General features: G+C 73.7%; 14 protein-coding genes. 7 read left to right on the top strand and 7 right to left on the bottom strand.

Annotated elements, in window-relative coordinates:
• The first annotated feature begins 69 nt into the window (after nt 1–69).
• The 4 genes from recC (at nt 70) to AC1DQF_RS09465 (ending at nt 9,186) form a co-directional block, all read left to right on the top strand.
• Nucleotides 70–3,414, top strand: coding sequence for an exodeoxyribonuclease V subunit gamma (gene recC / locus AC1DQF_RS09450; protein WP_477524970.1), 3,345 nt, complete (start codon nt 70–72; stop codon nt 3,412–3,414).
• Entirely contained in the window at nt 3,411–6,746 is a 3,336-nt protein-coding gene (locus AC1DQF_RS09455; RefSeq protein WP_477524971.1) for a UvrD-helicase domain-containing protein, read from the top strand. Before recC ends, AC1DQF_RS09455 begins: the two co-directional genes overlap by 4 nt.
• The gene (recD, locus tag AC1DQF_RS09460) at nt 6,743–8,497 is read left to right on the top strand and encodes an exodeoxyribonuclease V subunit alpha (protein WP_477524972.1); all 1,755 of its coding nucleotides are present in this window, start codon (nt 6,743–6,745) and stop codon (nt 8,495–8,497) included. Before AC1DQF_RS09455 ends, recD begins: the two co-directional genes overlap by 4 nt.
• 86 nt (nt 8,498–8,583) lie before the next feature.
• Nucleotides 8,584–9,186 carry an ACT domain-containing protein gene (locus AC1DQF_RS09465; protein WP_477524973.1) on the top strand — a complete coding sequence of 201 codons (603 nt, stop codon included), beginning with the start codon at nt 8,584–8,586 and terminating at the stop codon, nt 9,184–9,186.
• Nucleotides 9,187–9,609: 423 nt separating this feature from the next.
• Here the strand turns inward: AC1DQF_RS09465 and AC1DQF_RS09470 are convergent, their stop codons facing one another.
• Nucleotides 9,610–10,518, bottom strand: a complete 909-nt coding sequence (locus AC1DQF_RS09470; RefSeq protein WP_477524974.1) for a hypothetical protein — start codon at nt 10,516–10,518, stop codon at nt 9,610–9,612.
• A gap of 84 nt (nt 10,519–10,602) precedes the next feature.
• A complete protein-coding gene (locus tag AC1DQF_RS09475) occupies nt 10,603–11,043 on the bottom strand; it encodes a nitroreductase family deazaflavin-dependent oxidoreductase (protein ID WP_477524975.1) in 441 nt (146 codons plus the stop codon).
• Nucleotides 11,044–11,127: 84 nt separating this feature from the next.
• On the opposite strand from AC1DQF_RS09475, the gene AC1DQF_RS09480 reads away from it, so the two are divergent.
• From AC1DQF_RS09480 to AC1DQF_RS09490, 3 genes are read left to right on the top strand one after another with little or no spacing between them, the layout of a single operon-like run.
• On the top strand, nt 11,128–12,063 hold the full coding sequence (locus tag AC1DQF_RS09480; RefSeq protein WP_477524976.1) for a 1,4-dihydroxy-2-naphthoyl-CoA synthase: 936 nt from the start codon (nt 11,128–11,130) through the stop codon (nt 12,061–12,063).
• Between the two features lie 14 nt (nt 12,064–12,077).
• Nucleotides 12,078–13,523 carry a diguanylate cyclase domain-containing protein gene (locus AC1DQF_RS09485; protein WP_477524977.1) on the top strand — a complete coding sequence of 482 codons (1,446 nt, stop codon included), beginning with the start codon at nt 12,078–12,080 and terminating at the stop codon, nt 13,521–13,523.
• Between the two features lie 23 nt (nt 13,524–13,546).
• Nucleotides 13,547–14,239 carry an NAD-dependent deacylase gene (locus tag AC1DQF_RS09490; protein WP_477524978.1) on the top strand — a complete coding sequence of 231 codons (693 nt, stop codon included), beginning with the start codon at nt 13,547–13,549 and terminating at the stop codon, nt 14,237–14,239.
• A 12-nt stretch (nt 14,240–14,251) separates the two neighbouring features.
• Here the strand turns inward: AC1DQF_RS09490 and AC1DQF_RS09495 are convergent, their stop codons facing one another.
• From AC1DQF_RS09495 to treZ, 5 genes are all read right to left on the bottom strand, one after another.
• The gene (locus tag AC1DQF_RS09495) at nt 14,252–16,075 is read right to left on the bottom strand and encodes a sensor histidine kinase (protein WP_477524979.1); all 1,824 of its coding nucleotides are present in this window, start codon (nt 16,073–16,075) and stop codon (nt 14,252–14,254) included.
• A gap of 78 nt (nt 16,076–16,153) precedes the next feature.
• Nucleotides 16,154–17,194, bottom strand: coding sequence for a glutathione synthetase (locus tag AC1DQF_RS09500; RefSeq protein WP_477524980.1), 1,041 nt, complete (start codon nt 17,192–17,194; stop codon nt 16,154–16,156).
• Nucleotides 17,191–18,390, bottom strand: coding sequence for a flavohemoglobin expression-modulating QEGLA motif protein (locus tag AC1DQF_RS09505; RefSeq protein ID WP_477524981.1), 1,200 nt, complete (start codon nt 18,388–18,390; stop codon nt 17,191–17,193). Before AC1DQF_RS09505 ends, AC1DQF_RS09500 begins: the two co-directional genes overlap by 4 nt.
• Nucleotides 18,391–18,401: 11 nt before the next feature.
• On the bottom strand, nt 18,402–19,205 hold the full coding sequence (locus tag AC1DQF_RS09510) for an N-formylglutamate amidohydrolase (RefSeq protein ID WP_477524982.1): 804 nt from the start codon (nt 19,203–19,205) through the stop codon (nt 18,402–18,404).
• Nucleotides 19,206–19,268: 63 nt separating this feature from the next.
• Nucleotides 19,269–21,011, bottom strand: a complete 1,743-nt coding sequence (gene treZ, locus AC1DQF_RS09515) for a malto-oligosyltrehalose trehalohydrolase (RefSeq protein WP_477524983.1) — start codon at nt 21,009–21,011, stop codon at nt 19,269–19,271.
• Nucleotides 21,012–21,036: the final 25 nt, after the last annotated feature.

The raw sequence follows: 21,036 nt of genomic DNA on the forward strand, positions 1-21,036 counted from the left end.
CGGGCGCACCTGCTCCGCGTCGCGTGTCCGGGTCGAGGTGCTGTCGGTGCCGGATGGCAGGGTGACGCCATGGCCCTGCACCTCCACGTCGCCGAGCGCACCGACGCGCTGGCCGACGGCCTCGCCGACCTGCTGGCGACGCCGCTCGACGACCCCTTCGCGCGCGAGGTCGTGGTGGTGCCGGCCCGCGGGGTCGAGCGCTGGCTGACCCAGCGGCTCAGCCACCGGCTCGGTGTCGGCGCCCGGCTCGGCGACGGGGTGTGCGCGGGGGTCGACTTCGTGACCCCGCACTCCCTGGTGGCGATGCTGCTCGGCCGGGACTCCGACGACCCGTGGGAGCCGGACCGGCTCGCGTGGCCGCTGCTCGAGGTGATCGACGACTGCCTGGGCGAGACCGGCTTCGAGGCCCTCAGCCGGCACCTCGGCCACCTCGACCCCGGTGACGAGCGCAAGGCTCGACGCTACGCGGTGGCCCGACGGCTGGCGGGGCTCTTCGCGTCGTACGCCGTCCAGCGGCCGGCGCTGGTCACCGCCTGGCGCGAGGGACGCGACACCGACGGTGCCGGGGCTCCGCTCGACGCCGATCTGCGGTGGCAGGCCGAGCTCTGGCGCCGCCTGCTGGTCCACGTGGGCACCACCCCTCCCGACGTCCGGCACACCGAGACCGTGCAGCGGCTCCGCACGGGGGGCGGCGACCTCGACCTGCCGCCGCGGCTCTCGCTCTTCGGCCACACCCGCCTGCCGGTGACCGAGGTCGCCCTGCTGCAGGCGCTGGGCGAGCTGCGCGAGGTCCATCTCTGGCTGCCCCAGGCGTCCACCACGCTGTGGCGCGCCCTCACCCCGACGGCCTCCGAGGGTCCGGTGCCGCGCACCCGCGACGCGTCCGCCGACGCCGTCGGCCACCCGCTGCTCGCCTCGCTCGGGCGCGACGCCCGCGAGCTGCGGCGCGGGCTCGGCGAGGCCCCGGTCACGGTCGGCGAGACCCCGCCGCTGCCCGACTCGATGCTCGGCTGGCTCCAGCACGACCTACGGGCCAACGCCGCCCCCACGCCCGACGTCCGCGCCCGGCGCACGCCGCACGACCGGTCCGTCCAGGTCCACGCGTGCCACGGCGCGGCCCGGCAGGTCGACGTGCTCCGCGAGGTGCTGGTGGGCCTGCTCCAGGACGACCCGACCCTCGAGCCGCGCGACATCCTCGTGATGTGCCCCGACATCGAGTCCTACGCACCCCTGATCTCGGCCGGCTTCGGGCTCGCGGACGTCACGGCCGACGGTGCCGGCCACCCGGCCCACCAGCTGCGCGTGCGCCTCGCGGACCGCTCGCTCGGCGCCACCAACCCGCTGCTCGGCGTGGCAGCTGCCCTCGTCGAGCTCGCCGGCGGACGACTCACCGCCACCCAGGTCCTCGACCTCGCCGGGGCGGACCCGGTCCGGGCCCGCTTCGGGTGGGGCGACGACGACCTCGAGCGCGTGTCGCACTGGGTGGCCGAGTCCGGCATCCGCTGGGGCTACGACGCCACGCACCGCCGCGCCTTCGGCGTCCCCGTCGACGCCAACACCTGGCGCTTCGGCATGCGACGCGTGCTCCTCGGCGCGGCGATGTCCGGGCAGGGCCACCGGTTCGTCGGGGGCACCCTGCCGATCGACGACGTGGGCGACGGCGACCTCGAGCTGGCCGGACGCTTCGCCGAGCTCGTGGAGCGGCTGCACTCCTTCACCGGGCGCGCCGAGCGGGCCCAGACCGTCGAGGAGTGGACCTCCGCCATCGCCGACGCGGTGCACGCGCTCACCGCGACCGAGCTGGCCGACGCCTGGCAGCTGGCGCAGTTCGACCGGGAGATGGGCCGCATCACGACCAGCGTCAGCGGGGCCGCCACCACGCTGCGGCACGCCGACGTCCGGGCCCTCCTCCAGCACCGGCTGCGCGGTCGACCGACACGCTCCAACTTCCGCACCGGCACCCTGACCGTCTGCACGATGGTCCCGATGCGCTCGGTCCCGCACCGGGTCGTCTGCCTGGTCGGGCTCGACGACGGGGTGTTCCCCCGGATCGCCTCCATCGACGGCGACGACGTGCTGGCCCGGCGACCCCTCACCGGCGAGCGCGACCTACGGTCCGAGGATCGCCAGCTCCTCCTGGACGCGATCGGGGCCGCCACCGAGACGCTGGTCGTGACCTACACCGGCCACGGCGAGCACAACGGCGCCGCGCGCCCACCTGCCGTCCCGCTCGGCGAGCTGCTCGACGCCGTCGACCGCACCGCTGCGGATCCCGCGCGCGACCGGGTGCTCGTCCACCACCCGCTCCAGCCGTTCGACGAGGTCAACCTCGTCGCCGGTCGCCTCAGCGGGTCCGAGCCGTTCACCTTCGACCAGACGGCGCTCGCCGGGGCCCTGGCCGCACGCCGGCCCCGGACCGAGGTCCGCGAGCTGGTGCCCGAGCCGTTGCCGGCCCCGGCCTCCTCGAGCGACGTCGCACTGGCCGACCTCCACGACTTCTTCAAGCACCCGGTGCGTGGCTTCTTCCGCGGGCGCCTGCGCGTCGCGACGCCCTACGACGCCGACGAGGCCAAGGACGCCGTCCCGATCGTCCTCGACGGCCTGGAGCAGTGGGCCGTCGGCGACCGGCTCGTCGGCGACGTGCTGGCTGGGGCCRACCCGCAGACCGGGATGGTGGCCGAGCAGCTGCGCGGCCTGCTCCCCCCGGGCGAGCTCGGGGTCGGCGTGCTCACCTCGATCGTGGCCAAGGTCCGCCCCCTCGTCACCCACGGGCTGGCGCTGCGCACCGGCCCGGCCCGCTCCCTCGACGTGGACATCGACCTCGGGGACCGCCGGCTCACCGGCACCGTCGGCAACGTCTGGGGCAACAACCTCGTCTCGGTCAGCTACTCGAGCCTCGGCGCCAAGCACCGCCTCGCCGCCTGGATCGACGCGCTGGTGCTCGCGGCCGGCCGTCCGGACGAGAACTGGACGGCGCACACCGTCGGCAAGCACCGCAGCGGGGGCCAGGTCGCGATGGTGCGCCCGCTGCCCCAGCACGAGGCCCGGGAGTGGCTCCGCCAGCTCATCGACGTCCACGACCGCGGCCAGTGCGAGCCCCTGCCCCTGCCGGTGCGGACCTCGCTGGCCTACGCCGAGGACTACCGGTTCGCCATGACCGGCCGTGACGCCGATCCCGACGTCAAGGCCGACCGCGAGTGGACGACGCCGCGCTTCAACGAGTCCGGCTTCCCGCGCGAGGACCAGGATGCCTGGCACGTCCGCGCGTTCGGCGAGCACGCGCCGTACTCCCTGCTCGCCGCACCCCTGCGGGGCGACGAGACGGGACCGGCACCGCACCGGCTCGCGCACTACGCCTGGCTCACGTGGGGCCCGCTGCTCAGCGACGGGCGCGAGCTGGTGAGGTCGCTGTGAAGACGTTCTCGATCCTCGACCCCCTCCCGACCGGGACCACCCTGCTCGAGGCCAGCGCCGGCACCGGCAAGACCTGGACCATCGCGGCCCTCGTCACCAAGTACGTCGCCGCGGGCGAGGCGACGCTCGACGAGATGCTCGTGGTCACCTTCACCCGGGCGGCCAGCCAGGAGCTGCGCGAGCGCGTGCGCTCCCAGCTCGTCGAGGCGGCCGAGGTGCTCGCCGACCCGACCGGCGTGCGCGAGCCCAGCGACCTGCACACCTGGCTGCTCGACGCCGACGACGCCGAGCGGCGTGGGCGGACGCGACGGCTCACCGACGCGCTGGTCACCTTCGACGCGGCGACGATCGCCACCATCCACCAGTTCTGCCAGCTGGTGCTGCGCAGCCTGGGGGTGGCGGGAGACACCGACGCGTCCGCCACGCTGGTGGAGGACCTCGATCAGCTCACCACCGAGGTGGTCGACGACCTCTACCTCGCCCGGTTCGCCGGCGAGCGGACGCCGCCGTGGTCGCGCGACGTCGCCCTGCGCATGGCCCGCGAGGTCGTCGGCGACCCCCGTGCGGTGGTCGAGCCGCACCTGGCGCTCGCCGAGGCCCCGGACTCCGAGGCGGCGGCGCGCGTCCAGTTCGCCCTCGACGTGCTGGACGAGCTGGACACCCGCAAGCGCCGGCTGGGCGTCCTGAGCTACGACGACCTGCTGGTCCAGCTGGCCGACGCCCTGGCCGACGAGGACGCCCCCGCCCGCGCCCGCATGCGGCACCGGTGGAAGGTCGTGCTGATCGACGAGTTCCAGGACACCGACCCCGTGCAGTGGCAGGTCTTCGACCGCGCGTTCACCGGTGCCGCCACGATGGTCCTCATCGGCGACCCCAAGCAGGCGATCTACGCCTTCCGCGGTGGCGACATCGTGACCTACCTCGAGGCGGCCCGCACCGCGGGCACCACGCAGACCCTGGGCGTCAACTACCGCTCCGACCAGGCGCTGCTCGAGCGGCTCCAGGCGATGCTCCGCGCCGCCGAGCTCGGCGACGAGCGGATCGTGGTGCACCCCGTGGAGGCGTCCCACCCGGGCTCTCGGCTCGAGGGCGCGGGCGACCCGTTCCGGGTCCGCGTCGTCCGCCGCGCCGAGATCGGGGCTGGACCCCGGGCCAAGGTGGCCGTCGGGCGGTGGCGAGACCACGTGACGCTCGACGTCGCCCGCGAGATCAAGCGGCTGCTCCTCGGCGGGGCCACGTTCGCGGGTCGCCCGGTGGCGCCCGGTGACGTCGCGGTGCTGGCCGCCCGTCGGTCCGAGCTCCAGGCCGTCCAGGAGGCCCTGGCCGACCTCGGTGTCCCCGCGGTGATCAGCTCGGGCGGCACCGTGTTCCACACGCCCGCGGCGACCGAGTGGCTCACCCTCCTCGAGGCCGTCGAGCAGCCGCACCGCACCGACCGCGTCCGCGCGGCCGCACTCACGTCCTTCTTCGGCGTCTCCGCCCTCGACCTCGACGCCGGCGGCGACGACGAGACCGACCGGCTCGCCGACCGGGTGCGCACCCTCGCCGACGTCTTCGCCGCCCGGGGAGTGGCCGCCGTCCTCGAGGCCACGGTGGTCGAGGGCCTCACCGCCCGGGTGCTGGCCCGGGTCGGCGGCGAGCGCACCCTGACCGACCTCCGCCACATCGGCGAGGCCCTGCACAAGRTGTCGGTCGACGAGCGCCTCGGCATCGTCGGGCTGCTGGCCTGGCTGCGCGCCCAGGTGGACGACGAGCAGGTCGAGGTGGCCTCCGAGCGCACCCGTCGGCTCGACTCGGACGCCGAGGCCGTGCAGCTGGTGACGATCCACGGGAGCAAGGGCCTGCAGTACCCCATCGTCTACGTCCCCACCCTGTGGAACCGCTACACCGGCAACGACCCCGACGTGCCCCTCTTCCACGACACCGAGGGGCGTCGCGCCCGCGACGTCGGCGGAGCCAGCCCGTGGCGCGGGGACCACGTCGCGCGGCACCGCCGTGAGGACAGCGGCGAGTCGCTGCGCCTGTTGTACGTCGCGCTCACCCGGGCCCAGTCGCAGGTCGTGGCCTGGTATGCCCCGGCGGCGCTCAACACCCCGGCCTCCCCCCTGCACCGGATGCTCTTCGGGCGCCGCCCCGGGACGGCCGCCGTGCCCGACGAGCAGGCCGTCGTCGACGACGACCGCGTGGTGGAGATCCTCGGGCACTGGCGGGCGGCGGGCGGGCCCGAGCCCGAGCTCGCCGACAGTCCGCCGCCCGACCCGACGCCCCTCGAGCACTCACCCCACGAGCTCGCGGCACGCCGCTTCACCCGCGCGGTCGACACGGCCTGGCGCCGCACCTCCTACTCCTCGCTCTCCGCGGCGGCCTCTACCCCGCACGGCGCCGAGCGCACCCTCTCCGAGCCCGAGGAGGTGCCCGAGCTCGAGGACGACGACCTCGGCCTGCTCGACGTCGAGGCCGCCACGGCCGACCCGGACCTCTCGCTCACGGCCACGCCCTCGCCGATGGCCACGCTGCCGGTGGGCGCCACCTTCGGGTCGCTGGTCCACGCGGTGCTCGAGCACGCCGACCCCGGTGCCGCCGACTTCCGGGCCGAGGTGCTCACCCACGTCGCCGAGCAGCGGGTCTGGTGGCCGGTGGACCTCGACGCCGACGAGCTCGCCGACGCGCTCGTCGCCGTGTGCACGAGCCCCCTGGGGCCGCTCGCGGCGGACGCCACGCTGCTCGAGGTGGCGGCCTCCGACCGGCTCACCGAGCTCGACTTCGAGCTGCCGCTGGCAGGCGGTGACGACGCGGCGTACCCCGTGGACACGGTGCGCCTCGGCGACCTTGCCCCGTTGCTGCGTCGGCACCTGCCCGAGGGAGACCCGGTCCGGGGCTACGCCGAGGCGCTCGCCGCCGACGACGGACTGTCCGGACAGCCCCTGACCGGCTACCTCACCGGCTCGATCGACCTGGTGCTGCGCGTCGAGGTCGAGGGCCGCACGCGCTACCTGACGGCCGACTACAAGACCAACTGGCTGGGCGACCTGGCGGCGCCGCTGACCGCGCACGACTACCGACCGGCGGTGCTGGACGAGGCGATGGGCCACTCCGACTACCCGCTCCAGGCGTTGCTCTACGTCGTCGTGCTGCACCGCTACCTGCGCTGGCGGCTGCCCGACTACGACCCGGCCGCCCACCTGGGCGGGGTGCTCTACCTCTACCTGCGCGGCATGTGCGGCCCGGACACGCCCCGGGTCGCGGGTGCGCCGTGCGGGGTCTTCGCCTGGCGGCCCCCGGTCGCGCTCGTCGAGGAGCTGTCGGACCTGCTGGACGGAGTCAGTGGATGAGTGACGTCTTCGAGGTCGTGGACCCGACCGACGCCCGGCTCGCGCTGGCGGCGGACGGGCTCCTCGCCACCTTCAACGCGGCCGGCGTCATCACCTCCGCGGACGTGCACGTCGCCACCAACTTGGGGCGGCTCGGCGGCGAGGCCGACGCGACCGTGCTGCTCGCCATCGCCCTGACCGCGCGGGCCGTCCGCGCCGGCTCCATCTGCCTCGACCTGGCGACCGTCCCCGACCTGCCGGTCGACGAGCCCCTCCCGTGGCCCGAGGCGTCCGAGTGGGCCGCCGCCGTGGGCGCGAGCCCGCTGGTGGATCTCGGCGTGCTGCACTGGGAGCACGGGCTGCTCTACCTCGACCGCTACCACGAGCAGGAGACCCAGGTCCTCGACGACCTGACCAGCCGCGCCGCCTCGACCCCGCCCCACGACCCCGCCGTGGTCGACGCGGCCCTCGACCGCGTGTTCGGCGAGGGTCACGACGAGCAGCAGGTCGCCTGCCGCGGGGCCGCCGCGCAGTGGACGACCGTCATCACGGGCGGTCCCGGCACCGGAAAGACCACGGCCGTCGCGGGACTGCTCGTCGCCCTGCACGAGCAGGCGCACGCCCGCGGCCAGACGCTGCGCGTCGCCCTGGCCGCGCCGACCGGCAAGGCCGCCGCCCGCCTCGAGGAAGCGGTGCACGACTCGGCGACACGGTTCGGCGACGTCGACCGGGCCCGGCTGGAGGGGCTGTCGGCGATGACCCTGCACCGCCTGCTGCGCCCRCTCCCGGGCAACAGCACGCGCTTCCGCCACCACCGCGGCAACCGGCTGCCCCACGACGTGGTGGTCGTGGACGAGTCGTCGATGGTGTCGCTGACGATGATGGCCCGCCTGCTGGAGGCGGTACGTCCCGATGCCCGGCTGGTCCTGGTGGGCGACCCCGACCAGCTCTCGTCGGTCGACGCCGGAGCCGTCCTGACCGACCTGGTCCGTGGCTACGAGGGCCGCCCCGACTCCCCCGTCGCCGCCCTGCGCACGACCCACCGCTTCGGCGCCGAGATCCGGGCCCTGGCCGAGGCGCTGCGCGTCGGCGACGCCGACGCGGCCCTGGAGGTGCTGGCCGCGGGGCACGAGGCCGTCGAGTGGGTGACCGACGCCGATCCGGCCTCCCAGATCCGCAGCACCGCCCTGCCGGCCGCGCTGGCCGTCCGCGACGCCGCCGTGGCCGGCGACATGGCCCGGGCCCTCGCCGCCCTGGACCGCCACCGGCTGCTCTGTGCCCACCGCGACGGCCCCTACGGCGTACGCCACTGGAACCGGCGCATCGAGCAGTGGCTGGCCACCGAGACCGGCGACCCGCTCTACGAGCGCGACTACCTCGGCCGCCCCCTGCTGGTCACGGCCAACGACCACGCGCTGCGCATCTACAACGGCGACACGGGGGTCGTGGTGGCGATGCCCGACGGCGGACGGCGGGTGGCCATCGCGGGGTCCGGACCCGAGCCCCTCCACTTCGCCCCGTCGCGGCTGGGCGACGTGGAGACGATGCACGCCATGACCATTCACAAGAGCCAGGGCAGCCAGGCCGACGTGGTCAGCGTGCTGCTGCCCGACGTGGACTCTCGGCTGCTCACCCGCGAGCTCTTCTACACCGCCGTCACCCGCGCCCAGCAACGCGTGCGCGTCATCGGTCCCGAGCCGGCGGTCCGTGCCGCCGTCGCGAGGCAGGCCCAGCGGGCGAGCGGCCTGCGGGTGCGCCTCGCCGGGCAGTGACAGCACGCCCTGAGCTCCTGCGGGCACCGAGCCCACGCTGCGGAACGGGCAACACGTCCGCAACACGTCGCCGCTAGCCTCGAGTCATGCCGTTCCTCCTGCGTGTCTCGCTGCCCGACGTCCCGGGATCGCTGGGTCGCGTCGCCAGCGCGATCGGTGAGGCCGGGGGCGACATCGAGGCCATCGAGATCGTGGACAAGGGCTCCGAGGGGCGCGCGGTCGACGACGTGCTCCTCGAGATCAGCCCCGGGACCATGCCCGACTCCGTCGTCTCGGCGTGCAACGCCATCGACGGCGTGGAGGTGCTCTGGATCAACCGGTACGCCGCCGGCGGCAACCTGTTCCTCGACCTCGAGGTGGTCGAGGAGCTGACCACCCAGCCCGCGCACGCGATCGACCGGGTGCTCGACCTGCTGCCGGTCACCTTCCGCGTGGACTGGGCCACCCGCATCGCTCCGGACGGGTCCGTCGTCCGGGCCACGGACTCCGCGCCCGGCACCCTCGGCTGGATCGGTCTGGAGCGTCCCAGCCGGCTCGAGGGCGTCGACGACGTCACCCTGCTGTGCGCCGCCCCCATCGACGGCGACGTCATCGTGCTCGGTCGCCGCGGCGGACCGGACTTCCTCGACTCCGAGCTCGCCCGGCTCGGTCACCTGCTCGGGCTCGCGCAGACCATCAGCCGGGTGTAGCCGCCCACGTCGTCGGGTCGTCGGGTCGCCGGGTCGCCACCGCAACTGGCGGCATACGACACCCCCTCCGCCCGGCCGGTCGTCGTCTCCCGCCAGTCGTGCCCCGGCCCGACACGGTCAGCCGGGTCGCCACCGCAACTGGCGGCGTACGACACCCCCTCCACCCGGCCGGTCGTCGTCTCCCGCCAGTTGTGCCGCGGCCCGACACGGGCAGCCGGGTCGCCACCGCAACTGGCGGCGTACGACACCCCCTCCACCCGGCCGGTCGTCGTCTCCCGCCAGTCGTGCCCCAGCCCGACACGGTCAGCGGCACCACTATGTCCCCGACGCGCTGCCGGCCGCGATCTGCCGCCCCTCTGGGCGGGTCCGCTGCGATCCGTCACTCTGGCCGGTCCGGTGGTCAGCCGGCGACGGCGAGGAAGGTCAGCGCATCGGGACGACCAGCGTGATCTCGTGGGCGTAGTCCTGGTGGATGTCGACGCCACGTCGAGCCTGTCGCGCGTGCTCGCGGGCCATCCTCCGGCTCGCTGCGAACACGGCCCGCGCCGTGCCGGTGCTGGTCTCGAAGTGCTCGGCGGCGAAGAAGGTCAGCCACGCCGCTGTCAGCCCGGTCGCGGTCAGGGCCTGCGCCAGCGTGGCGTCGCGCTCCGCGGCGGCCGCGGCCAGCCGTGCCTCTAGGACCTTCCGCGCGGCAGCGACCTCGGCGGCCTGCCTGGTGCGCGCCCTCGCCGCGGACATCGGCCGGGCGAGGCGGACCGAGGTCCACGCGCTCGGGTAGAAGCGCACGGTCAGCTCGGCCGTGGTGAGCGTGACCTCGTGACCGGCGAGTCCGGCCAGTCCCGGAGGCAAGGAGTCCGCGGCGTCCGCCGGGACCGTCTCGACCTCGACGAACCGGCCCTCGTCGGCGAGCAGCGCGGTCCGCCCGGTGGCGCCGCCCGTCCGCACGACCTCGTCGGAGAAGGGGAGCGTCTCGCCGGAGTCCACGACCGCGACCCCGCTCTGCAGCAGCTGGTGACCCACCGAGTAGGTCGTCTCCGCCCCGGCCCGCCGCGCCACCCGCGCCCCGGTCGCCTCGGCGACGACACAGCGCTCATCGCCGCCGGGCACGGCGTACAGCCACACCCGGGCACGCGACGCGTGGGTCCCCGATCGGTCCTGCCCCACCTGGCTGGAGACCAGGGTCATCTCCGACGTGCCGTGCAGCCCCTGGGCGGCGCACTCCTTCACGTGGTCGGCGGGGACCGCCGCGGCGGAGGCGGCATGGGACGGCACCACGACGGCCGCGCCGAGCAGCGCGGCGACCAGGACGGCGAGGACAGGGCGACGGGACACTGGGCGCTCCGGGGTTCGACGGACGAGGATCCGCGTCAGTATCGACGCCCCGAGCCGCCCGCACCCCGCGAACGCCTCGATCCGTCAGCTGCGCTCGAGCAGGAAGATCGGGATCTCCCGGTCCGTCTTCTCCTGGTACGACGCATAGGTCGACCACGTGGCGACCGCGTGCTGCCACCAGTCGGCCCGCTCGTCGCCGGACAGCTCGCGGACCCGGTAGGTGTGCTTCTCCGCCTTGTCCTGGAGGTCGACCTCGGGGTGCCGGCGGAAGTTGTCGGCCCACGCGGGGTCGTCGTCCGCGCCACCCTTGGACGCCACCGCGAGGTAGGCGCCGTCGCGCTCGACGCGCATCACCGGGTTCTTGCGCAGCTTGCCGGAGGTCGCCCCGACCGAGGTGATGACGACGACCGGGTACGGCGTGCCCGGCAGGGTGCCGCCCTTCTCCCCGTCGGTCGCCTCGTACTCGGCAACGTTGTCGCGCACCCACCGCGTCGCGCTCGGGACGTACTCGCCTGTCAGTGTCATGCTCGCCACAACACCACGCCCGGGCCGCGGATTCCAGAGGGCCGGGTCGTCGTACGCCGGGTCGCGGGCATTAGGTTGCCCGTCATGAGTGCGATCGACGGAGTGTCCGAGATCTTCGACGCGTCCCAGTGGGACGACGTGCCCGGATTCGAGGACCTGACCGACCTCACCTACCACCGCGCCAGGGCCCACGGCACGGTGCGGATCGCGTTCGACCGCCCCGACGTGCTCAACGCCTTCCGCCCGCACACCGTGGACGAGCTGTTGCGCGTCCTCGAGCACGCCCGCACCAGCGCGGACGTCGGCTGCGTGCTCCTGACCGGCAACGGACCCGGGGCCAAGCACGGCAAGTGGTCGTTCTGCAGCGGCGGGGACCAGCGCATCCGCGGCAAGGCGGGTTACCAGTACGAGACCGGCGGCCACGACGACGCCGGCGCCCCCCCGAACCCGATCGACAAGGCCAAGCTGGCCCGCCTCCACATCCTGGAGTGCCAGCGACTGATCCGCTTCATGCCCAAGGTCGTCATCAGCGTCGTCCCCGGATGGGCGGCCGGCGGTGGCCACAGCCTGCACGTGGTGAGCGACCTGACCCTGGCCAGCCGCGAGCACGCCCGCTTCAAGCAGACCGACGCCGACGTCGGCTCCTTCGACGGCGGCTACGGCTCGGCGTACCTCGCCCGGCAGGTGGGCCAGAAGTTCGCCCGCGAGATCTTCTTCCTCGCCGACGAGTACGACGCGGAGACGATGCACCGGATGGGTGCGGTCAACCGGGTGGTCGACCACGCCGACCTCGAGGCCACCGCCCTGGAGTGGGGCCGCAGGATCAACGGCAAGTCCCCGACCGCCCAGCGGATGCTCAAGTACTCCTTCAACCTCCTCGACGACGGGCTCGTCGGCCAGCAGCTCTTCGCCGGCGAGGCCACCCGGCTGGCCTACATGACCGACGAGGCACAAGAGGGCCGCGACCAGTTCCTCGAGAAGCGCGACCCCGACTGGTCGCCGTACCCCTGGTACTTCTGACCCCGGTGGCGCGCGTGACTCCTGTTCCTGCGCTGCAGTCGCTCGCGCGTCTGGCCTCCGGCGAGCCGCAGGCGGCCCTGCAGCACCTGCTCACCGTGGCCTGCGAGCTGCTCGGCATGGACATCGCCTTCGTCAGCGTGCTGGACGACGCCGGGAGCCGCCCGGTGCTCCAGTCGGCGTACGCCGACGGCACGCCCGGCCCCACGCGGCTGGCGGACTCCCTCGACCCCACCTGGTGTGCTCGGGTCGCGGCCGAGGGACCGATGCTCGTCGAGGACGCCCGTACGGAGCCCGGCCCGCTGGCGATGCCCTCGCCGGCGTCCGTCCCGATCGTGTCGTACGCCGGGGTGCCCCTGAGCGACGCTGACGGCACGGTCTTCGGCACGCTGTGCGCCGTGGGCCACGAGGTGCACGGCTCGCTGAACGCGCGCGACCGGGACGTGCTCGTGGGGCTCGCCGAGGTCGTGGCGCCGCTGGTGCGGGCGCTCGATGCACCCCCGGCGACGCCTGCCGTCACTGGTCTGGCGGCTGTCGCCGCGGCCCTCGACAGCGCCCTCGACCTCGAGCGGCTCAGCCGCCCGCTGCTCGACGCACTGCGCGACCTGACCGGCCTGGCCTCGACGTACCTGACGGTGGTGCACGAGGCGGAGGACGTGCAGGAGATCCGCTTCGCGCGCAACACGCGCGACGACTTCGAGATCCCCGAGGGACTTCTCGTGCCCTGGACGGACACCCTCTGCAAGCGCGCTATCGACGAGGACAGCCCCTGCACGACCGACGTGCCGGCGGTCTGGGGGGACAGCGAGGCCGCCCGGTCGCTCGGGATCCAGGTCTACGCCTCCGTCCCCGTCACGACGTCGAACGGGCAGGTGTGGGGCACCCTGTGCGCCGCGGACTCGTTGGCGGCCGACGACGTGGAGGGGCACCTGCCGACGATGCGACTCTTCGCGAGGCTGATCGGCGCCGAGGTGGAGCGCGAGGAGGCCGTCAGGCGCGCCCGCGAGGAGGCCGACACCGACCCCCTCACCGGCTGCGCGTCCCGCRGGGTCGTCCAGCCGTGGCTCGACGCGCAGCTCGCGACCCTGGATCCGGACCAGGTGGTCGTCGTCGCCTTCGCCGACCTCGACAGGTTCAAGGCGGTCAACGACACCCTCGGGCACGCCGCCGGCGACGCGGTGCTGGTCGAGGTGGGGCACCGGCTGCGCGCCGCGGCTCGTCCGCACGACCTGGTCGCCCGTCTCGGTGGCGACGAGTTCATCGTGGCCACCCGCGTCCCGCGGGGCGCGGCAGGATCGCTCGCCGAGCGCGTGCGCCACGCCGTGACCTTCTCCCTGCCCTGGCAGGCCGCGTCGATCGACGTACGGGGCTCAGTCGGTGTCGTCGTGTCGCAGGAGCACAGCGGTCCGTCGCTCGTCGCCGCGGCGGACGCCGCCATGTACGAGGCCAAGCTGGTGCGCTGACGGGGGCGTGGTTGGCTGGTGCGATGCGCATCGTCGTCCTGACCGGAGCCGGGATCTCCGCGGAGAGCGGACTCCCGACCTTCCGCGACGCCGACGGGCTGTGGGAGGGCCACGACCCGATGACCGTCGCCACCCCCGAGGCGTACGACGACGACCCCGACCTCGTGCACCGGTTCTACGACGAGCGGCGGGCGGCGCTCGCCCGGGTCCGGCCCAACGCCGCGCACCGCGCCCTGGCCCGGCTCGAGGAGGCGCTCGGCGACCGGCTCCACCTGGTCACCCAGAACATCGACGACCTGCACGAGCGCGGCGGCTCGCGGCGCGTGCACCACATGCACGGACGACTGCGGGCCGCGTGGTGCACCACGTGCGACGAGCGCACCGCTTGGGAGGGGACGCTGAGGGACCGGCCCCCGTGCCCCGGCTGCGGGGCTGCGACGCTGCGGCCCGACGTCGTGTGGTTCGGCGAGGTCCCCTACGACATGGACGCCGTGGAGCACGCGCTGTGGGCGTGCGACCTCTTCGTCACCGTCGGGACGTCGGGCCTGGTGCACCCGGCCGCGGCCTTCGTGCACTACGCCCTCGGCAACGGCAAGCAGACCCTGGAGCTCAACCTGGACCCGAGCGAGGCGAGCGGCGACGTCCACCAGTCGCGCCGCGGTCCGGCGTCCGAGCTGGTCCCCGCCTGGGTCGACGAGGTGCTCGGCCAGCAGTGAGCCGCCCGCCCGTCACCAGGTGACGACGAGGGCCTCCGGCGGCTCGGCGACCGGGAGGAAGACCCGGAACGTCGACCCCACCCCGAGCTCGGAGTCGAGCTCGATCCGACCGCCGTGGCGCTCCGCGACGCGCTTGGTGATCGTGAGACCGAGCCCCGTGCCCGGCCGGTCCAGGGCCTGCCGGTTGGTGCTGCGGAAGAACTCGGTGAACAGGTGGGCCCGGTCCTCCACGGAGATGCCGAGCCCCTCGTCGGAGCACTCGAGGACCACGTCGTCCCCGTGGCGCCCCAGCGAGACCCGCACGCTGCCGCCCGCGTCGGAGTAGCCGATCGCGTTGGTGACCAGGTTGGTGACCATGCTCGTCAGCGAGGTCTCGTCCCCGAGCACCGCCACGGGTGCCGGCGGGGCCGAGACGACGAGCGTGACGTCGCGCTGCGCGGCCGCGAGCGTCGCCTGCTCGACGACCGTGCCCATGAGTCGACCCAGGTCCACGGGGACGGCGTCGAGCTCGCGCGCCGGATCGCCCACCTTGCTCAGGGTCATCAGGTCCTCGACGAGGGTGGCGAGGCGGTCGGCGCCCCGGCTGATCGCGTCCAGCGACACCTGGGCGGAGGCGGGCAGGCCCTCGACGTCAGCCAGCGAGCCCAGCATCTCGGCGTGCCCGGCCACGACCCCGATCGGGTTCTTGAGCTCGTGGGCCAGCGTGGCGACGAGACCCGCGCGGTAGGCGTCCACCCTGCGCAGCTCCTCGGCCGCCTCACGCTCGCGTTGCGAGGCCCGGGCGTTGAGGATGGCGCGGCCCAGGTCGTGCCCGACGTCGAGGGCGGCCGAGCTCTCGTCGTCGGTCCACGCCGCCCTCCCGGGGGCGCGGGCGATGACGAGCATCCCGAGGGCCTCGTCGCCGGCGCCGACGGGGACCACCACCACCTGTCCGAGCCCCGCGGAGGCCAGGAAATCGACCAGCTCGTCGCGCCGGTCGGTGTCGAGGTCGTCGTCGCCCCACAGGCGCGCACCGTCCATGAGCAGCACCCGCTGACCGGCCCAGCACGCCCGGGCCGAGGCCTGCACGGCGGCGTGCAGCGACGTGTCCGGCGCCTCGAGGGCCCCGTCCGGGTGCACCACCAGGGTCTCGCCGAAGACGTCGACGACGAGCACCTGGGCCCGGAACGACTGCAGCAGCTCCTGGCCGGCCATCCGCAGCAGCTCGTCGAGCCCGTGCCGGCTCACCGCCGAGCGGACCACGGCCCGGGCGCCGGTCGCCAGCCGGATGCGGGCGGCGTACTCCTCGCGCTCGACGGTCGTGATGACGGCCTGGAGGCCGACGTCGAGGTCGGTGCCCATGGCGAGCAGGTCGTCGCGCGTGGGTCGGCGGCGTGAGTGGGGGACGTCGAAGTAGACGAACGCGCGCAGGCGGCCGGAGGCGTCGAGGAGCCGGGCCACGAGCATGTCCTGCGGGTGCCACGCGTCCGGGTCGGCCGAGACCTCACCGTCGGGGACGACGACGTACGGCTCGATGCGCTCCCACGCCTCCTCCGTCATCGCCTCCCACGCCACGAAGGTGAACGTGCCGACCACCTGGCCGAGCTCGACGGCGGGGTACATCGCCTCCAGCGGGGAGCTCTGACCCTCGAGCTCGCGCGCGGCCGGGTCGTCGGTGGCGATCGCGACGAACTCCATCATGTCGTCGCTGCGACGCACCTCGATGGCGCAGATCCCGAAGCCCGAGCGACGCCGCAGGTCGTCCGCGATGCGCCACAGCTGGGTGCGGGAGGCCGGCTCGCCCCACCCGCCCTGGTGGGGGCGCTCGGGCGCGACGACGCGCTCACTGCTGGTCATGCCCCTCACCTCCGCCGTACACGATGACATGCGGACCCTCGTCATGGGGGCTGTTTCAGCAGACGCCCGGCCGACCCGTCAGCTCGTCGCGAGGCTGGTGTTGTCGATCTCGGGGTAGTGCCGGCGGATGTTGACCTTGCGCTCGAGCTCACCGATGATCGCCGGCGCGAAGTTGACCTCGTACAGGCTCTGCGCGCTCCCGAGGCCGCCGGGGCTGAAGACGTTGATCTCCATCAGCTTGTCGCCGACGATGTCGAGGCCGACGAGGAACATCCCGTCGGCGACCAGCTTGGGGCGCACCACCTCGACCATGGCGAGCATCTCGTCGGTGACCGTGACCTTCTCGGCGGTGCCGCCCGCGGACATGTTGGAGCGGATGTCCTTGGTCTTGTTGGTACGCCGGAACGCGGCGTACTCGCCCCGGTGCTGGAGCGGCTGGCCGTTCATCACGAAGAGCCGGACGTCGCCGTTGACGGCCTCGGGGAGGTACTCCTGCGCGACGACGTAGCCGTCGCGGGAGATCGCCTCGATGATCTGGGTGAGGTTGGGCGCCTCCTTGCGGTCGATGAGGAAGACGCCCGCGCCGCCGGAGCCCTGTAGCGGCTTGAGGACGGCCTTGCCGCCGAGGTCGGTGATGAACTCCTCGATCATGGCCTCGTCGCGGGAGATGAGGGTGCGCGGCCGGACCACCTCGGGGAAGTGCTGGAAGTAGGCCTTGGAGAGGGCGTTGGCCAGGCTGGTGGGGTCGTTGACCACCAGCACGCCGCTGGAGGCGATCAGCTGGCCGAAGGCCACCCCGGCGTTGTTGCGCCAGGGGTCGCTCTCGGCGTCGTCGGCCGGGTCGTTGCGCAGCATGACCACGTCGAACTCGTCGAGCCCGATGAGCTGCTCGACCTCGGGCTTCTGCACGTCGGCCAGGTGCCGCTCGAGCGAGCGGTAGCTCTTGGCGTCACCCGCCCGGGCCTTGGTGCTCAGCGAGCCGTCGGGCTCGTAGGCGAAGTCGCCGATGCCCATGTACCAGGCCTCGTGCCCCATCTCCTTGGCCGCCAGGGCCAGTCGGTTGGTGGTGTACTGCGCCTGCTCGGTCTCGATGTCGTTCACGACGAAGCCGATCTTCATGGGTGTCCCTCCAGGAGTGTGCTGAGATCTTCGGTCCCGGCGGCCCTGTCGAGATTGGCCGCGGCAGCCGGGTCGTGCAGGTAGCGGGGCAGCACCCGTGGCTCGTGCAGCACGCCCCGGTCGCGCAGGTCTCCGATCAGGGGCAGGTCGCCCAGCGAGAACTTGCCGAGCCAGAGCAGGTCGAGCGCGCCGCCCCCGCCGAGGTGCTCGAGCAGCTCGACGAGGCCGCGCAGGTAGATGGCGTCCTTGGTCATCCCTCCGGACCGGTAGACGCGCATCACGGTCGTGAACGCGCTCCCGCGCGGAAAGCCGTCCGCCACCAGGGCCTCGTGGGCCTCGCCGAACGTGGCGCCGCCGATGAGGCGGTGCACGGTCACGACGCGCCCGGCGAGCTGGCGCAGGCGGAAGGCGGTGAGCCCGCCGCACGCGATCTCCGCGAGCACGGCCAGGCCCTCCTGGGTCTCGTCGTAGCCGGCCAGCCCGACGCCCAGCACCTTGATCGGCTGGTGGGCGCCGTTGGCCTGGGTGACGAGGTGGGTGCCGACCTCGTGGTGCAGCAGGGCGACGGCGCGGGCCCGCTGCACCCGCGACTCGGGACTGATGAGAAGCGTGTCGCCGGAGACCATGACACCGTTGACGTCGGGCCTGATCGCGGCGTGCATCTCCAGGTCCGGGTCGACCTCCCGGTAGTGGGCGATCTCCGCCTCGGCCAGGGCGAGGAACTCCTCGGCGTCGAGGGCCTCGCCCGGTGGCTCCGTCTCGGTGACGGTCTCCAGCAGCGCCTCGGCCTGCCGGCGCAGGGCCGGCGACACCCCGCCGTAGAGCTCGATGCTCAGCTGCAGGAAGTCGTCGGACTCCCGCGCCCGGAGCATGTCGAGCTGCAGCTCCATCTCGCGGTGCTTGGCACGCAGCAGGTGGCCGAGGGTGGCGTCCTCGACGGACGACACGTCGATGTCGTCGAGCATCACCCGGACGACCTCCGGGTCGGTCTCGAGCTCGCGGTAGGTGAAGTCGGGCTCGGGGTCCTTGCCCGCGAGGAAGTCGTCCTTGACGTCGTCGGCGTCGACCGGCGTGATGTCGAGGAGGAAGCGGAAGCTCCCGGAGAGCTGGGCCAGGGCGTGGTCGGTCGCGCGGTCGGTGGGAGCGATCCCCGGCGCCGCCGACGAGGGGCCCGACGGCTCGCTGTCCGGGCTCACCGGAGCCGGGCTCACCGGAGCCGGGCCAGGGCCCGCTCGAGCACGGGGACGGTGGCGCCGAGGGCGCGGACGGTCTCCGCGAGGCCGGCGTGGTCGACCTCCCGGGTCCACTCGTCCATGAACGTCTTCTTGAACTCCAGCGCCAGGCAGCAGCCGACGCCCGGGTAGCGGTCGTGGACGAACCACGACACGGCACGACCCTGGAACCGCACGTTCTCCCGCACGTCGAGGGACTCGCCGGCGACCTGCTGCGCCGACAGGGTGGTCATGAAGTCGCCGAGGAGGTCGCCGAAGCGATCGCGGTCCAGGGTGCCGGTTCCGACGTTGACGTCCGGGTTGTCCTCGGCGGGCTCCGGCTCGGCGTCCACGCCGTCGCGACGGTGGTTGTAGGAGTGCACGTCGAGCAGGACGAAGGGTCCGCGGGCCGCCACGGCGTCGAGCTGCTCGCCGAGGAGTCGGTAGAACTCGTCGTACACCTCGAGGCTGCCGGCCGTCAGCTCCTCCGACAGGGTGCCGTCGGCCCAGACGTCCAGGCCCCAGCAGTCCTCGGGCTTGCGGTAGACCGCCTCCTCACGGGGGCGGTTCAGGTCGACCTCGAAGCGGGACCTGAAGGTCAGCGCACGGGACTCCACGGCCGTGGCGATGACGTCGGTGTGCGGGTCCTCCTCGCGCAGCCGGACGTCCTCGCCGAGCACCATGGCCTCCGCGACGCGAGGTCGCAGGTCGTGTCCCGCGTGCACGGAGGTGGCCACGACCTGCGTGTCCCAGCCTCCGGTGAACGCGACGATCCCGGACGTCCCTCTTCCTGTCGTCATGCGGGCCTGTCTACCCACCGCGCTCGGCCGACGGCCAACCACGCACACCCACAGGGGTAGGACTCAGCGTGTACGCCGCAGCAGTGCCCCGGCGTGGGCGGGCAGCTCGAGCCCGTCGGTGACGAGGGTGGCACCGGACGGCGTCGTGAAGAGCACCTCGTGCTCCCCCGGCAGCTCGACGCGCGCCGCCGCGGTGCCGACGTTGACGACCACGGTGACCGCACCGCGGCGCATCACCAGGGTGCGGGCGTCCTCGTCGACGTCCACGTCCACGCGCCGCAGGTCCGGGTCGGTGAGCTCGGGCAGCTCGCGCCGCAACGCGCCCAGCCTGCGGTAGGCGTCGAGCAGCACCGCATGCCGCCCGGCCCCGAGCTCGTCCCAGTCGAGCCTGGAGCGCTCGAACGTCGCCGGGTCCTGCGGGTGGGGCACGACTGCGGGATCCCAGCCCATGCGCTCGAACTCCGCCAGCCGGCCCTCGGCCGTCGCGCGGCCCAGCTCCGGCTCGGGGTGCGACGTGAAGAACGCGAAGGGTGTCGAGGCCGCCCACTCCTCGCCCTGGAAGAGCATCGGGGTGAACGGCGAGGTGAGCGTGAGCAGGGCCGCGCAGGCGAGCTGGTCGTCGTCCAGCGACTCGGCGATCCGGTCGCCGCGCGCACGGTTGCCGATCTGGTCGTGGTTCTGGTTGGCCACGACCAGCCGCCAGGCCGGCATCCTCTCGACGTCGACGGGCACGCCGTGCGGACGGTTGCGGAACGAGCTGAACGTGCCGTCGTGGAAGAACCCGCGGGTGAGCACCTTGCCGAGCGCCGAGAGCGGCTCGAAGTCGGCGTAGTAGCCGTCGGTCTCCCCGGTGAGCGCGACGTGCAGCGCGTGGTGGAAGTCGTCGCTCCACTGCGCGTCGAGCCCGAAGCCACCGCCCTCGCGGGGGGTGAYGAGCCGCGGGTCGTTGAGGTCCGACTCGGCGATGAGGGTGAGCGGACGGCGCAGGTGCGCCGACAGGCCGGCCACCTCGACCGCCATCTCCTCCAGCAGGTGGGTCGGCGACTCGTCGGCGAGGGCGTGCACCGCGTCGAGCCGCAGCCCGTCGACGTGCATGTCGGTGAACCACGACCGCACGCTGTCGAGGATGTAGCGGCGCACCTCGTGGCTGCCCTCGCCGTCGAGGTTGACCAGGTCGCCCCAGGTGTTGGCGCCCGCCTTGAGGTAGGGCCCGAAGACCGGCAGGTAGTTGCCCGACGGCCCGAGGTGGTTGTGGACCACGTCCTGGATGACGCCGAGGCCGGCCGCGTGGCAGCCGTCGACGAAGCGCTGGTACGCCGCGGGGCCGCCGTACTGCTCGTGCACGGCCGACCACAGGACACCGTCGTAGCCCCAGTTGTGGGTGCCGTTGAAGGCGTTGACCGGCAGCAGCTCGACGAGGTCGACGCCGATCGAGCGCAGGTGGTCGAGCCGGCCGAGGGCGGCGTCGAAGGTGCCCTCGGGGGTGAAGGTCCCGACGTGCAGCTCGTAGACGACCGAGCCCGCGAGCTGTCGCCCCGTCCATGCGTCGTCGGACCACGTGTGCGCACCCGGGTCGAAGGTGCGCGAGAGCTCGTGCACCCCGCCCGGCTGGCGTCGCGACCGCGGGTCGGGCAGCGGACGGTCGGCGTCGTCGACGAGGTAGCCGTAGTCGACCTCGCCGTCGGGCACCGGTCCGGTGGGCGTCCACCAGTCGTCGGAGCGGCGGGCCATCGGCACCCGCTCGTCGCCGACCTGCAGGGTCAGCGTCTGCGCGCGGGGCGCCCAGACGTCGAAGCGGCCGCGCACCGGGTCGAGAGGGGCCGAGCTGCGC

Source organism: Nocardioides sp. P4_G4 (assembly GCF_056401085.1).